This is a genomic window from Janthinobacterium breve (assembly GCF_051380895.1).
Classification (GTDB): domain Bacteria; phylum Pseudomonadota; class Gammaproteobacteria; order Burkholderiales; family Burkholderiaceae_D; genus Janthinobacterium.
In genome coordinates this window covers 172,255-187,045 of sequence record NZ_JBNYXY010000003.1, presented here as the reverse complement: position 1 = coordinate 187,045, position 14,791 = coordinate 172,255, and the positions used below count along the sequence as shown (strand labels likewise).

At 63.2% G+C, this 14,791-nt stretch carries 15 protein-coding genes; 13 read left to right on the top strand and 2 right to left on the bottom strand.

The annotated features are described in order from the left end of the window. Positions 1 to 89 precede the first annotated feature (89 nt). Positions 90 to 785 carry a flagellar basal body P-ring formation chaperone FlgA gene (flgA, locus tag ACQ4W0_RS06250; RefSeq protein WP_282406775.1) on the bottom strand — a complete coding sequence of 232 codons (696 nt, stop codon included), beginning with the start codon at positions 783 to 785 and terminating at the stop codon, positions 90 to 92. Between the two features lie 191 nt (positions 786 to 976). On the opposite strand from flgA, the gene flgB reads away from it, so the two are divergent. The 13 genes from flgB (at position 977) to ACQ4W0_RS06185 (ending at position 13,830) form a co-directional block, all read left to right on the top strand. After that, on the top strand, positions 977 to 1,426 hold the full coding sequence (flgB, locus tag ACQ4W0_RS06245; RefSeq protein WP_426071621.1) for a flagellar basal body rod protein FlgB: 450 nt from the start codon (positions 977 to 979) through the stop codon (positions 1,424 to 1,426). A 2-nt stretch (positions 1,427 to 1,428) separates the two neighbouring features. Next, positions 1,429 to 1,830: a flagellar basal body rod protein FlgC gene (gene flgC, locus ACQ4W0_RS06240; RefSeq protein WP_436575970.1), complete on the top strand. Its 402-nt coding sequence runs from the start codon at positions 1,429 to 1,431 to the stop codon at positions 1,828 to 1,830. Positions 1,831 to 1,845: 15 nt separating this feature from the next. Then, positions 1,846 to 2,544 carry a flagellar hook assembly protein FlgD gene (locus ACQ4W0_RS06235; protein WP_436575969.1) on the top strand — a complete coding sequence of 233 codons (699 nt, stop codon included), beginning with the start codon at positions 1,846 to 1,848 and terminating at the stop codon, positions 2,542 to 2,544. A 54-nt stretch (positions 2,545 to 2,598) separates the two neighbouring features. Next, complete coding sequence (locus ACQ4W0_RS06230) at positions 2,599 to 4,146, top strand: flagellar hook protein FlgE (protein ID WP_436575968.1); 1,548 nt, start codon at positions 2,599 to 2,601, stop codon at positions 4,144 to 4,146. 60 nt (positions 4,147 to 4,206) lie between these two features. After that, positions 4,207 to 4,950 (top strand): flagellar basal body rod protein FlgF, encoded by a 744-nt coding sequence (locus tag ACQ4W0_RS06225; RefSeq protein WP_436575967.1) that lies wholly within the window; start codon positions 4,207 to 4,209, stop codon positions 4,948 to 4,950. Positions 4,951 to 5,022: 72 nt separating this feature from the next. Then, complete coding sequence (flgG, locus tag ACQ4W0_RS06220; RefSeq protein WP_289945377.1) at positions 5,023 to 5,805, top strand: flagellar basal-body rod protein FlgG; 783 nt, start codon at positions 5,023 to 5,025, stop codon at positions 5,803 to 5,805. 50 nt (positions 5,806 to 5,855) lie between these two features. Further along, positions 5,856 to 6,506 carry a flagellar basal body L-ring protein FlgH gene (locus ACQ4W0_RS06215; RefSeq protein ID WP_436575966.1) on the top strand — a complete coding sequence of 217 codons (651 nt, stop codon included), beginning with the start codon at positions 5,856 to 5,858 and terminating at the stop codon, positions 6,504 to 6,506. 2 nt (positions 6,507 to 6,508) lie between these two features. After that, positions 6,509 to 7,624, top strand: coding sequence for a flagellar basal body P-ring protein FlgI (locus ACQ4W0_RS06210; RefSeq protein WP_436575965.1), 1,116 nt, complete (start codon positions 6,509 to 6,511; stop codon positions 7,622 to 7,624). A gap of 10 nt (positions 7,625 to 7,634) precedes the next feature. Then, the gene (gene flgJ, locus ACQ4W0_RS06205) at positions 7,635 to 8,561 is read left to right on the top strand and encodes a flagellar assembly peptidoglycan hydrolase FlgJ (RefSeq protein WP_436575964.1); all 927 of its coding nucleotides are present in this window, start codon (positions 7,635 to 7,637) and stop codon (positions 8,559 to 8,561) included. A gap of 88 nt (positions 8,562 to 8,649) precedes the next feature. Then, complete coding sequence (gene flgK, locus ACQ4W0_RS06200; RefSeq protein WP_436575963.1) at positions 8,650 to 10,617, top strand: flagellar hook-associated protein FlgK; 1,968 nt, start codon at positions 8,650 to 8,652, stop codon at positions 10,615 to 10,617. 51 nt (positions 10,618 to 10,668) lie between these two features. Continuing rightward, the gene (gene flgL, locus ACQ4W0_RS06195; RefSeq protein WP_436575962.1) at positions 10,669 to 11,910 is read left to right on the top strand and encodes a flagellar hook-associated protein FlgL; all 1,242 of its coding nucleotides are present in this window, start codon (positions 10,669 to 10,671) and stop codon (positions 11,908 to 11,910) included. Positions 11,911 to 12,078: 168 nt separating this feature from the next. Next, positions 12,079 to 12,522: a MarR family winged helix-turn-helix transcriptional regulator gene (locus tag ACQ4W0_RS06190; protein ID WP_436575961.1), complete on the top strand. Its 444-nt coding sequence runs from the start codon at positions 12,079 to 12,081 to the stop codon at positions 12,520 to 12,522. 48 nt (positions 12,523 to 12,570) lie between these two features. Next, complete coding sequence (locus tag ACQ4W0_RS06185) at positions 12,571 to 13,830, top strand: MFS transporter (RefSeq protein WP_436575960.1); 1,260 nt, start codon at positions 12,571 to 12,573, stop codon at positions 13,828 to 13,830. Between the two features lie 9 nt (positions 13,831 to 13,839). Here the strand turns inward: ACQ4W0_RS06185 and ACQ4W0_RS06180 are convergent, their stop codons facing one another. Continuing rightward, a complete protein-coding gene (locus ACQ4W0_RS06180) occupies positions 13,840 to 14,736 on the bottom strand; it encodes a LysR family transcriptional regulator ArgP (RefSeq protein ID WP_436575959.1) in 897 nt (298 codons plus the stop codon). Between the last annotated feature and the right edge of the window lie 55 nt (positions 14,737 to 14,791).

Sequence of the window (14,791 nt, the reverse complement as noted above, 5' to 3'; positions counted from 1 at the left end):
AGTCAAGAAACTCCGGGATATGTGTCATTATCGGCACCTTCTCCCGAAACTTTAGTGCGCCAGACCACAATATCGCTGTCCATCCGTGTTTAAAATGCGACCTCCACCATGCCGCCCGCGCGCGCCACGCCGCTGATCTGCTGGCCGCTCTGCGTGCGTACCTGTACCGTTTGGCCATCGCCGGCGCTGCCGATGGCGCGTCCTTCTGATGCTACCTGGAAACCGTTGCCACTGGAAACGACGCGCACCAGCTGGCCCTGCATCACCACCGGCTTGCGGCGCAGGGTGTCGAGGCGCATCGGCGTGCCCGGTGGCAAGGAAATATTCGTGCTGGCGCCCACGACCTGGGCCATGTCGGTGGCGATGCCTGCCGGCAATGCGGCCAGGTCGCCCTGCATCGTCACCAGCTGGCTGGCATCGATGGCTTGCCCTTGCGCCAGCGGTACGGCGCTGGCCACGTAGTCGCCCACGACAGCCACGTTGGCCTGCAAATAGATGGTCCAGTTGCTTGGCGCCGTGCAACGCACGCCCACGGTGGTCTTGCCCCAGGCGCGGGCGCCCGGCGCCATGAATGCTTGCGGTGCGGGGCAAGCCGCCAGGTTCAGGCGCGGATCGACGGCGCCGACGCTGATCGTCACCTTGCCCGGCAAACCGTTGCTTTGCACCTGCAGGAATTGTTCCACGCTGTTGCGCAGCGCTTCCGGCGTCTGCCGGCCGGCGTTTTGCGCCTGCGCCAGCAGTGGCAGGGCGGCAAGAGCGAGAAGGAGTGCGAGCGGTGTTTTCATGGTGATAGGCCTCTGGAATACTGCCATGATAGTGCGCGCCGCCCTGATCGAAGCGCCGATTAAGGGGTAAAAGTGCAGTCTGATCCGGCGATGGCCTTGCCGTTGGCCGCCGTACTATGTTTCCTGTCATCACTATACCGCCATCCTTCCGCCATCTCAGGCGCCAGTGGCAGATCTTTCCGGAGCCTGACATGATAGGGAAACTCGACGATTACATGCGCTTCAACGAGACGGCGCTGAGCCTGCGCTCGACGCGCCAGGAATTGCTCGCCTCGAATATCGCCAATGCCGATACGCCCAACTACAAGGCGCGCGATGTCGATTTCGCCAGTGCGCTGAAGGGGGCGATGGCGCGCAAGGATGGCGTGCAGCCGGCTCTGAAGGGCACGGCGCCCCAGCATATGCCGGGCAAGGGCGTCGCCGCCACCGGTGGCAGCACGGGCGGCAAGGTCGAGACCCTGGCCGATGGCACGCCGCTGCTGTACCGTGCCCCGGCCCAGGGCGCCGTCGATGGCAATACGGTGGACATGGATCTCGAACGCAACGCCTTTGCCGACAACGCCATCCGCTACGAGGCGGCCGTGACCTTCCTCAACTCGCAGATCAAGGGCATGCTGACGGCCATCCAGGGAGGACAGTAATCATGTCGCTATTTAATATCTTTAATGTCTCCGGTTCGGCCATGAGCGCCCAGGCGCAGCGCCTGAACACGGTGGCCAGCAACCTGGCCAATGCCGACAGCGCCACCAGCGCCACGGGTTTAGCCTACCGCGCCAAGCAGGTGGTGTTCGAAGCCGTGCCCATGGCCAACGGCGCCACTGCCGTCAAGGTGCAGAAGGTGATCGAAGACCCGTCGCCGATGAAGCTGGTCTACGACCCGAAGAACCCGCTGGCCGACGAGAAGGGCTACGTCACCATGCCCAACGTGAATACGGTCGACGAGATGGTCAACATGCTGTCGGCTTCGCGCTCCTACCAGACCAACGTGGAAACCATGAACGCGGCCAAGTCGCTGCTCCTGAAAACCCTTACGCTCGGCCAATAAGGCTGACTGACTATTATGGCAACCATCGATACCAGCACCAGCCCCGTCACCGACCTGATGGCGACGATGAATCCGAAGAAGACGACTGCCGCCGCTGGCAGTGTCGAGGAGGAAACGAACAAATTCCTGACCCTGCTGGTGACCCAGCTGCAAAACCAGGACCCGATGAACCCGCTGGACAATGCACAGCTGACCAGCCAGCTGGCCCAGCTGTCCACGGTGACGGGCGTCAACAAGCTCAATACCACCCTGGAAACGCTGAAGACCAGTTACCAGCAAGCCGAATCCATGCAGGCTGCCAATATCATCGGTCACGGCGTGCTGACGGCAGGCAAGAACATTACCCTGAGCAAGAGCGCGGCCCTGCTGGGCGTGGAGCTGGCGACGCCGGCCGACAGCGTCAAGGTCATCATCTACGACAGCACGGGCAAGCAAGTCCATTCCATCGATCTGGGCCCGCAGGATGCGGGTACCTTGCCGCTGGGCTGGAACGGCTCCACCGCCGACCTCGACAAGGATGGCAAGCCGATCGTGCTGGCCGACGGCGCCTACACTTTCTCGGTGGAAGCCACGCGCGGCGGGGCCAAGCTCACGGATGCGGCGGCGCTGATGTTCGGTTCGGTCGCCAGCGTGTCGACGGGCACAGCTGGCGTGAAATTGAATGTGCCGGGCGTGGGCAGCATCACCATGGCCGATGTGAAACAGATTTTGTAAGCCGCTCATTTGTAGCGTAGACCCTCTACCCCTAATTTCTACCAGGAGAACACAATGTCTTTCCAACAAGGCCTGAGCGGCTTGAATGGCGCCGCCAAATCGCTGGACGTCATCGGCAACAACATCGCCAACTCGGCCACCGTGGGTTTCAAGCAGTCGCAGGCGCAGTTCGCCGACATCTACGCCAATTCGCTGTATGGCGTGGGCGGCAACCAGCCCGGCATCGGCGTGGCCGTGTCGCAAGTCGCGCAGCTGTTCAACCAGGGTAACCTGGAGAGTTCGTCGAATCCGCTCGACATCGCCATCAATGGCGGCGGTTTCTTCCGCACCAGCGTGAACGGCGCCATCCAGTATTCGCGCAACGGCCAGTTCCAGGTTGACAAGAGCGGCTTCATCATCAATGCCCAGAAAGCCCAGCTGACGGGCTATCCGGCCGATGCGAACGGCAAGATCCTGGCCGGCGCCACCGTGCCCCTGCAGATCGACCCGTCCGACATGGCGCCGAAGGCGACTACCAAGGTCGATACCCAGGTCAACCTCGATTCCAACTCGGCCATGCCGACCGTGGTGCCGTTCACCGTGGGCGAGCAAAAGTCATGGACCAAGCAATTCCCCGTGCCGGTCTTCGATTCGCTGGGCAATTCGCACACCATGTCCAATTTCTACGTCAAGACGGGCACCAATACCTGGGATGTCTACTCGGCCACTGATGGCAAGGAAATTACCAGCGCGAAAGTGGCGGCGGCGGCGCAGACCGATGCCGCCTCGGTGGCCGCGCGCGCCGCCTACCAGGCCGCCGTCACGGCCGTGCCGCTGGTGCCCGCGAATATCACGACCGCCGCCGTCGCCTATGGCAATGCGGCCGGCGCCGCCGTGAGCGCCGCCGCCGCCGCGGCCGGCGCCAGCCCCGCCCAGCTGGCCGCCATCAGCGCCACGTATGGCAGCGCCGTGCCCAATGGCGTCAATTCCAGCCTGACGCCAGACCAGATCGACAAGAATATCGCCTCGGTGACGGAAGTGCCCGCCATAAGGTCGGCTTCGCTGGTGTTCAACAGCGTCGGCAGCCTGGACAAGGCAGCCATGCTGGCGCTGACGCCGCCGCAAACCTTGCCGGTGACGGTCAACCTGCCCGTCTTCCCCGCCACGGGCGCGAACGCGAACCTGGCGATCAAGGTCGACTTCACCAATTCCACCCAGCTCAGTTCATCCACCAGCGAAAAGCGCACCGTGGCCGATGGCTATGCGGCCGGTCAGCTGAGCCGTTTCGTCGTGGGTTCCGATGGCGTGATCCAGGGCCAGTACAACAATGGCCAGACGCGCGACTTGGGCCAGGTGGTATTGACCAAGTTTTCCAATCCGAATGGCCTCGAACCGCTGGGCAACAATGCCTGGGCGGAAAGCTCGGTCTCGGGCAGTCCCATGACTGGTTCGCCAAGCTCGGGCGGTCTGGGCGACTTGCGCGCCTCGGCCGTGGAAGTATCGAACGTCGACCTGACGGCCGAACTGGTCAACATGATCACCGCGCAGCGCGCCTACCAGGCGAATGCGCAGACCATCAAGACGCAGGATTCGGTCTTGCAGACCCTGGTCAACCTGCGCTAATAGTACCGGGGTCAGACCCGCCGGGTCTGACCCCAGCTTTTGTTTTGCACGGAGAAACACATGGACCGTCTCATCTACACCGCCGGCTCGGGCGCCAAGCACATCCTGGACAGGCAGGCGACCACGGCGAATAACCTGGCGAACGCCACCAGCACGGGTTTCCGTGCCCAGCTCGACTCGTTTCGCGCCGTGCCCGTGGTGGCCGATGGCATGATGCCGACGCGCGCCTTTGTCGTCGATTCGACGGTCGGTTCCGATTTCACGCAAGGTCCGATGCAGCACACGGGCCGCGCGCTCGACGTGGCCGTGGAAAACGGCGGCTGGATCGCGGTGCAGTCGGCTGACGGTTCCGAAGCCTATACGCGCAACGGCGCCTTCAAGCTCAATGAAAACGGCATGTTGCAGACGCAATCGGGCCTGATGGTGCAGGGCGACACGGGTCCGCTGGCCATTCCGCCGGGCGTGACGGTGGCCATCGCCAGCGATGGCACGGTGGGCACGATTTCCACTGATGTGCCGCCGGGGCCATCCACGGTGCTGGGACGCATCAAGCTGGTCAACCCGCCCGAGCAGCAGCTGGTGCGCGGCGACGACGGCCTGTTCCGCCTGAAGGATGGCTCGGTGGCGCAAGCCGACCAGGCCGTCAAACTGACCACAGGCGCGCTCGAAGGCAGCAATGTCAGCCCCGTCGACTCCATGGTCAGCATGATCGCCCTGGCGCGCCAGTTCGAAACACAAATGAGCTTGTTGAAGAATGCCGAGAATAACGCGGCGAAAGCCACCCAGATCCTCGCTTTGAATTGATAGAGCCGGTTGCATAATGGTCACATAGAAATAGTCTACAGGGCTGGCAAGCGCTGTTATTGGAGAAAAAACATGATTCGTTCCCTTTGGATAGCCAAGACCGGCCTGGAAGCGCAGCAGACGCAGATGGACGTGATCGCCAATAACCTGGCCAACGTCAGCACCACCGGCTTCAAGAAGTCGCGCGCCGTGTTTGAAGACTTGCTGTATCAAAATGTGCGCCAGCCGGGTGCGCAATCCTCGCAGCAAACCCAGCTGCCGTCGGGCTTGCAGATCGGCACGGGCGTGCGCACCGTGGCTACCGAACGCATCCATACCCAAGGCAATCCCCAGGCGTCGGGCAATTCGCGCGACGTGATGGTCAACGGCACCGGTTTTTTCCAGGTACTGCTGCCCGATGGCGCCACCGCCTACACGCGCGACGGCTCCTTCCAGACAGATGCAAACGGCCAGATGGTGACCTCCGAAGGCTTCGTCATCCAGCCCGCCATCACCGTGCCGACCAATGCGCTGAGCCTGACCGTGGCGCGCGACGGCACCGTCTCCGTTACCTTGCCCAATACCGTGGCGCCATCGCAGATCGGCTCCCTGCAGCTGACCACCTTCGTCAATCCGGCCGGCCTGGAATCGAAGGGCGAAAACCTGTACATGGAAACGGGCGCCTCCGGCGTGGCACAGACGAATACCCCGGGAACGAATGGCGCCGGCGTGCTCATGCAGGGCTATATCGAGACCTCGAACGTCAACGTGGCCGAGGAAATGGTCAACATGATCCAGACGCAGCGCGCCTACGAGATCAACAGCAAGGCCATCACCACATCCGATCAAATGCTGCAGAAATTGTCGCAACTTTAATTTTCATAGTCGTCATGCCATCCGCCGCCGGATGGCAGCGGAGGTTCGTCATGCAATACCCCATCATCGCCCTGTTGTCCGCAGTCCTGCTGTCCGGCTGCGCCATCACGCCCACCTCGATCGTGCAATATCCGACCACCACGCGCGCGCCGATGCCGGAACCGGTGGTCGTCAGCAACGGCTCCATCTACCAGCCGTCGACCTACCGTCCCGCCTTTGAAGACCGCCGCGCGCGCCACGTGGGCGACACCATGACGATCGCCATCACCGAGCGCACGAATGCCGTCAAGGCGGGCGCCAGTTCCGGCAACAAGTCCGGCAGCGTGGGCTTCAGCACGCCCGGCATCGCCCAAGGCCGCTTCGGCGGCACCGTGGCGGCGAATGGCGCCACCAAGTTTGCCGATGGCGACAACCAGTCCGCCAGCAATACTTTCAGCGGCACGATAGGCGTGACGGTGATCGAGGAATTGCCAAACGGAAATCTCATCGTCGCCGGCGAAAAACAGATCGCCATGAACAAGGGCACGGAATTCATCCGCTTCTCGGGCATGGTTAACCCTGACACCATCGGCATCGGCAACGTCGTGCCCTCGACCCAGGTGGCCGATGCGCGCGTCGAGTACCGCACCAACAGCCAGATCGACCGCGCCGAAATGGCGTCGATGGCGTCGCGCTTCTTCCTCAGCCTGCTGCCGTTCTGATCATGGCGACCTTGACTTTCCCCCGCCTGTTGCTCGCCTGCGGCCTGGCTTGCGCCATGCTGGCGCCCGTCGCCCAGGCCGAACGCCTGAAAGACCTGGCCAGCATCGCCGGCGTGCGCCAGAATCAGCTGATGGGCTATGGTCTCGTCGTCGGCCTCGACGGCAGCGGCGACCAGACCACGCAAACGCCATTTACCATCCAGAGCGTGGCGGCGATGCTGCAGCAGCAAGGCATTAACTTGCCGCAAGGCACCAGCTTGCAATTGAAGAACGTGGCCGCCGTGATGGTGACGACGTCCTTGCCCGCATTTGCCCAGCCGGGCCAGATGCTGGACGTGACGGTGTCGTCGATGGGCAATGCGAAAAGCTTGCGCGGCGGCACGTTATTGATGACGCCATTGAAGGGCGCCGATGGCCAGGTGTATGGCATGGCGCAGGGCAACGTGCTGGTGGGCGGCGTGGGCGCGCAGGCGGCCGGCAGCTCCGTCGTCATCAATCACTTGAGCGTGGGACGCATCTCGGGTGGCGCCACCGTCGAGCGCAGCGTCGCCTCGGTGCTGGGTGCCAACAATACGATACGCCTGGAGTTGAATGCCACCGATTTTTCCACCGCCAGCCGGGTGGTCGACGCCATCAACAGCCGCTACGGCGCCGGCACGGCCGCCGCGCTGGACGGGCGCGTGATCCAGGTGCAGTCGCCGGGCGGCAGCGACCAGCGCGTGACCTTCCTCGGTCAGCTGGAAAGCATCGAAGTCAATCCGGCCCGCCTGGCGGCCAAGGTCATCATGAATGCGCGTACTGGTTCCGTGGTGATGAACCAGTCCGTGACCCTGGAAACTTGCGCCATTTCGCACGGCAACCTGTCCGTCACCATCAATGTCGAGCCGCAGGTAAGCCAGCCGGCGCCCTTGTCGGGCGGGCGCACGGTGGTCACGCAGACGGCACAGATCGATATCAAGAAAGAGCCGGGTAAGGTCATGCTGGTCAAGGGTGGCGCTTCGCTGTCCGACGTGGTGAAAGCCTTGAATGCCATCGGCGCCTCGCCGCAAGACTTGCTGGCCATTCTGCAGGCGATGAAGGCGGCCGGTTCGCTGCGCGCCGAACTCGAAATCATTTGATGGGCACGCCATGATCAGCCAAACCGACCTCAGCAATACCGCCGCCTATGACGTCAAGGGCATGGATGGCTTGCGCCAGTCCGCCAAGGCGAAGGATCCTGCCGCCCTGAAAGAGGCGGCCACGCAATTTGAAGCCATGTTCATTAACATGATGATGAAAAGCATGCGCGACGCCACGCCGCAGGACGGCATCATGGATAGCCAGCAGAGCAAGATGTACACCTCGATGCTGGACCAGCAGACGAGCCAGAACCTGGCCAAGCGTGGCACGGGCCTGGCGGACATGCTGATACGCCAACTGTCGTCCTCGAACCAGGCGCTGGCTGCCGATGGCGCCGAAGCGTCGTCGCCCCGCTCGTCGAGCATGACGCAGGCGCTTGCCGCCTTCCGCCAGCAGCAGGGCGCGCTGACCGACGGCGCGGCCAGTGCCACCGGTACCGGCAAGACCCTGAGCGACAAGGCCAATGCCACGCAGGCGCCGCATGTGCGTGCCTTCCAGGAAAAGCTGGGCGTGCATGCGGAAGAAGCCAGCCGCGCCACCGGCATCCCGGCCAAGTTCATGCTGGGCCAGGCGGCGCTGGAAACGGGCTGGGGCAAGCGCGAAATCATCAGCCGTGACGGTAGCAGCAGCCACAACCTGTTCGGCATCAAGGCCTCGGCCGATTGGAAGGGCAAGGTCACCGAAGCCGTCACCACGGAATATGTGAATGGCAAGGCGCAGCGCAAGGTGGAGAAGTTCCGCGCCTACGACAGCTATGCGGACAGCTTCAAGGATTATGCGCAGTTGATTACCAACAACAAACGCTACGAGAAAGTGCTGGCCAGCGCAGGCGACGCCAGCACGTTCGCTCAGGGCTTGCAAAAGGCTGGCTACGCGACGGACCCGAATTACGCTGCCAAATTGACAAAAATCATCAAGAATTCGCTGGTCGGTTAATCCGCCTCCATACCCTTGTGCAGGCCGCGCACTTCAAGTTTTCGCCGCGGCTGCCGTAAATACATTTGACGGTAACCAATAAGACACCATGACTTCGAATCTACTCAGCATCGGTAAGAGCGGTTTGCTTGCAGCGCAGGTGGGCCTGTCGACGACCGGGCATAACATCACCAATGCGAATGTACCCGGGTACAATCGCCAGACGGTGCTGCAGCAGACTTCGCAGTCGAACTTTGCCGGCTATGGCTTCGTCGGCACGGGCACGGAAGTGTCGCAGATCAAGCGCCAGTACGACAGCTTCATGGCCACCCAGGTCAATTCCGCGCAAAGCGCCACCAGCGCGCTCGACAGTTATTACACGCAGATCAGCCAGATCGACAACTTGCTGGCCGATCCGACGGCGGGCTTGTCGCCCGCGATGCAGGATTTCTTCAAGGGCGTGCAGGACTTCAGCGCCAATCCGTCTTCGGTCGCCTCGCGCCAGGCGTTGCTGTCGAGCGCCGGCTCGCTCGCTTCCCGTTTCCAGGGCTTGAGCGCGCGCCTGACAGAGATTGGCGATGGCGTCAATTCGCAGATCACGTCGAATGTGACGGTGATCAATACCTATGCCAAGCAGCTCGCCGACCTGAATAAATCGATTTCCCAGTTATCGGTCGATGCCAGCAACCAGCCCAATGACTTGCTGGACCAGCGCGACCAGCTGATCACGGAATTGAACAAATATGTCAAGGCGACGGTGCAACCGGCTGCCAACAATACCGTGACCATTTCCATCGGCGCGGGCCAGCCGCTGGTGGTGGCGGACCGCAGCTTCGAGCTGGCGGCCACGCCTTCGCGGACGGACCCGAACCGCATCGAGGTCGGTTATGTCACGGGCAGTACCGTCACCGTGCTGCCGGACAGCTCCCTGACTGGCGGCTCGCTGGGCGGCTTGCTGGATTTCCGCAGCGGCACCCTGGACAATGTCCAGAACTCCCTGGGCAAGGTGGCCATCGCGCTGGCCAGCACCTTCAACGACCAGCACAAGCTGGGGCAGGACTTGAATGGCGCCATGGGCGGCGACTTCTTCAAGATACCCGACCCCGTGATCGGCGCCGACCGCGGCAACAACGCCAGCAGCACCACCGTGCTGTCGGCCAAGGTCAGTGACCCCACCAAGCTGACGGCCAGCGATTACAGCCTGAAATACGACGGCAGCAACTATGTGGTGACGCGCGAATCGGACGGCGCACACACCATCATCAATCCGTATCCGCAAACGGCGCCGCAAACCATCGACGGCGTCGATTTCTCGATTTCGGGCACGGCCGCCCAAGGCGATAATTACGTCATCAGGCCGACGGCGAATGGCGCGGCCGGCCTGGCCGTGCTGATCACCGACCGCAACAAGATCGCCGCCGCCGCCCCCATCGCCACCTCGGCGCCGGTGGCCAATACGGGCACGGGCAAGCTCAGTGCAGGCTCCGTCGACAAGGCCTACCTGACCCCGGGCAATGCCCTGACGGGTCCCCTGACCTTGACATATGACAAGGCGACCACCTCGCTGACGGGTTTTCCGGCCGGCCAGGCGGTGACGGTCAAGGGCTTGAATGGCGCCACCACGACTTATCCGGCCGGCACGGCGAACATTCCGTATACGGAAGGCGATAGCCTCAGCTTTGGCGGCATCAACGTCAGCATGACGGGCACGCCGGCGCAGGGCGATAAATTTACCATTGCGCCGAACTCGGGCGGCGTGGGCGACAACCGCAACGCCGCACTGCTGGCGGGCTTGCAGACGAAGAACATCCTCGATGGCGGCAATGCCACGTTCCAGGGTTCGTATGCGCAAACCGTCAGCTTCGTGGGCAACAAGACACGCGAAGTACAGGTCAGCGGCCTGGCCAGCCAAGCCTTGCTGCAGCAGACCAGTACCCAGCAGCAGGCCGTTTCCGGCGTCAACCTCGACGAAGAGGCGGCCAACCTGCTGCGTTACCAGCAGTCCTACCAGGCGTGCGGCAAGGTCATGCAGATCGCCAGCACCCTGTTCGACGTGGTCATCGGCCTGGGACGTTAATCAATTTTCGCCGCAGCGCAGCGCGCGGCGGCTTTCTGGAAGGGCAGCATCATGCGCATCAGCACACGAATGATTTATGACCAGGGCAGCTCGCAGCTGAACAATCTGCAGGGCGCCTTGAACCGTACGCAGATGCAGCTGTCGTCGAACCGTCGCAACCTGACGCCTGCCGACGATCCGATCGCTTCCGCGCGCGCGCTGGAAGTGACGCAGTCGCAATCGATCAATACCCAGTTCGTGACGAACCGCTCGAACGCCAAGAATTTCCTGTCGCAGGAAGAGCTGGCACTGGCCAGTACCACCTCGCTGATCGCCGACGTGAAAGACCTGGTCGTCAAGGCCGGCAATCCATCCATGACAGATGTCGACCGCGATACCCTGGCCAAAGAACTGGAAGGCCGGCTGACCGATCTGATGGGCATCGCCAACACGGCCGACGGTGCCGGCGGCTACCTGTTTTCCGGCTATAAATCCACCACCCAGCCATTCAGCCAGACGCCGACGGGCGCCACCTATGTAGGCGACCAGGGCCAGCGCGAGTTGCAGGTGGGTTCGGCGCGCTACCTGGCCACCAGCGATTCCGGCGCCGCCGTGTTCGAGAATAACCTGACCGGCAATGGCAAGTTCACCACTGCGGCCGCCACCGCCAACTTCACGCGCGGCGGCTCGGGCGTCGTCTCGGGCGGCACGGTGACGGACCCGTCGGCCTTGACGGGGCACAAGTATTCGATCGATTTCAAGGTCACGGGCACGGGTACCGCCGCCGTCACCACGTACACCGTCACCGACGCCACCTTGGGCCAGACGGTGCCGAATCCCGCCGTGCCCATCGCCTACAAGGCGGGCGACGCCATCACCTTCGATGGCCAGCAGGTGAATATCACGGGCAAGCCGGCCGACCTGGACAGCTTTACGCTGGAGCCGAGTGCCAAGGAATCGCTGTTTACCACCGTGAAAAACCTGATCGGCGTGCTGCGCCAGCCGGGCAGCGGCGATGCGGGCCAGGCACGCCTGACGAACGGCTTGAACGCCGCGCATAATATTCTCGATACGGCCTACGACAATGTGCTGTCCGTGCGCGCGGAAGTCGGCTCCCGCATGAAGGAACTCGACTATCTCGACAGTGCTGGCGACGACCTCGACATCCAGTACGCCACCACCCTGTCTGACCTGCAGGACCTGGACATGGTGAAAGCCATTTCCACTTTCAGCCAGCAGCAAGTCACGCTGCAGGCGGCGCAGAAAACGTTCACCTCGATCTCGGGCTTGTCGCTGTTCAATTACATCAGCTAAGCGTCCAGCACAGGCAGGATGACCGGCAAGCCGGGGCAGGGAGTGCATCTCCCGCCCCGGCTTTTTTGCGTCCGCAAGATGGTTGCCTTGATAATATATACAGTCTACCTGTGCAGTCTGCCTGCGCATCTGTTATAGTGGTGCCTGTTGATCCACTACCTGCCTACCATGCCTACCGCACAAGAACAGCACGAACACGCAATGCAACTGGCCGGCGACTTGCGCATTCTCATCGGCAAATTGCGCCGCCGCCTGCGTGAGGAAGCGCATCTGGGCGATGTCAGCATGTCGCAGGCGTCCGTGCTGAGCCGCCTTGAGCGCGACGGCCCGGCCACCGCCAGCAGCCTGGCGCGCGCCGAAGGCATGCGGCCCCAGTCGATGGCTGCCACGGTGCTGGCGCTGACCGAGGCGCAGCTGGTGACGGGCTCGCCCGATCCGGCTGACGGACGGCAAACGATATTGACCCTGACGGACAGTTGCCGTGCCTGGATCGCGGCCAGCCGCGCCGCACGCGAAGATTGGCTGGCGCGCACCATTGAAACCCGGCTCACGCCGGACGAAGTCACCGAACTGAATCATGCGGTGGCATTACTTAAACGCTTGGCGCAGTGATCCGCTGAACCATCCACCACGACGCCGGCAAGGAGCCCGTACGCCCAGATGAACAACACATTCCGTTCGCTACGCATTCCCAATTACCGTATCTGGGCCGGTGGCGCCCTGGTGTCGAATATCGGCACCTGGATGCAGCGCACGGCGCAGGATTGGCTGGTGCTGAGCGAATTGACGCAGCACAATGCCAGTGCCGTCGGCATCGTCATGGCCTTGCAATTCGGCCCGCAACTGCTGTTGCTGCCCCTGACGGGCATGGCTGCCGACTTGCTCGACCGCAGGAAATTGCTGCTGTGCACGCAGGCGGCCATGGGCTTGCTGGCGCTGGGCCTGGGTTTGCTGTGCATCAGCGGCCTGGTACAACTGTGGCACGTGTATGTGTTTGCTTTCCTGCTGGGCTGCGTGACGGCCTTCGATTCGCCCGTGCGCCAGACGTTTGTTTCCGAAATCGTCGGAGAGGAAGATTTGACGAATGCCGTGGCGCTTAATTCCACTTCATTCAATGCGGCGCGCATGCTGGGTCCGGCGGTGGCCGGCTTGCTTATCAGTAGCGTCGGCAGCGGCTGGGTCTTCATCATCAACGCCGTCTCTTTTGCGGCAGTGATCGGTTCGCTGTTGCTGCTGCGCGTGGCATTGCTGCGCCGCGCGCCGCGCCTGAAAGCCACGCGCGCCAGCCTGGGCGAGGGTTACCGCTACGTGCGCCAGCGGCCCGACCTGATGGCCATCCTGCTGATGCTGTTCCTGATCGGCACATTTGGCTTGAATTTCCCCATCTTCCTGTCGACCATGTCGGTCACGGCTTTCCATGCGGGTGCCGGCCAGTATGGCGTGCTCAGTTCCGTGATGGCCTGCGGCTCCGTGGCAGGTGCCCTGCTGGCGGCGGGGCGCGGCCAGCCCACCCTGGCCTTGCTGCTGGGGGCGGCCGCGCTGTTCGGCCTGGCGTGCGCGCTGGCCGCCGTGATGCCCAATTACTGGCTGTTCGGCATGATGCTGGTGGTGATCGGCATCGCCGCGCAAACCTTTACCACCAGCGTCAACAGCAGTGTGCAACTGTCGACGGCGCCCGCCATGCGGGGCCGCGTGATGGCGATACTCTTGGCGATCTCGGCGGGCGGCACGCCGCTGGGCGCTCCCATCGTGGGCTGGGTGGCCGATACCTTCGGTCCGCGCTGGGCGCTGGGCATAGCCGCCCTGTCGGGCCTGGCTGCCGCGCTCGTCGGCGTACGCTACCTGGTCAAGCATCATCAGTTGCGCCTGAACGTCGACATGCGGCGCTGGCGCTTCGCATTCAGCAGCGACCAGCCCTGACGCTACCTGTCAGGGCGGCAGCAGGCCCGTGCGGGCGGCGGCCAGGATGGTCCCGCTTAAGCCGTCGAGCAGGCCCGACGCGGCGCGCGCCGTATGCCAGTACAGGGGTACATCCAGGGGCGTATCGGGCAGCAGTTCGACCAGGCTGCCATTGTCGAGGCAGGGCTGGATCAGCGCTTGCGGATGCAAGCCCCAGCCCATGCCGGCCAGGCCGGCCGTGACGAAAGCATGCGACGAGGGCAGGGCATGGCGTGGCAACTCCACGTGCCGGTGGCACAGGCGCCGCACCCAGCGCGATTGCAGCTCGTCCTTGGTATTGAATACGAGGCTGGGTGCCAGCGCCAGGCTGGTGGCCCCCACGCCCTGGGGAAAATACCGCTGCATGAAGGCGGGACTGGCGGCCGCCAGGTAGCGCATGGCGCCCAGCGGACGGCTGTTGCAGCCCGATGCGGGCCGAGCCGTGGCGCTGACGGCCGCCAGCACGGCACCGCTGCGCAGCCATTCGGCGGTATGGTCCTGGTCGTCGACGGCCACTTGCAGCAGCACCGGGTGCCCGGCTGCGAAGGCGGCGATGGCGGGCGCCAGCCAGGTGGCCAGGCTGTCGGCATTCACGGCGATGGGCACGCTGGCGCGCGACTGGCCTTGCGCTGCCAGCGCCGGCAAGGTTCCCTGTAAATCCTGTTCGAGCAACTGCACCTGGTCCACGTGCTGGCACAAACGCCGTCCCGTTTCCGTGGCGCGGCAGGGCTGGTCGCGTATCACCAGCGCGCAACCGACATGCTCTTCCAGCAGGCGGATGCGTTGCGAAATGGCCGATGGCGTCACGTGCAAGGTGCGCGCCGCACGCTCGAAACTTCCTTCGCGGATGACGGCAGCCAGTGCAGCGAGGGCGGCATAATCGAGCATGAATGAAGTTTTCCTTATCTTATTGTAGAAAAGGTAGTTTGCCTTCATTTCATGC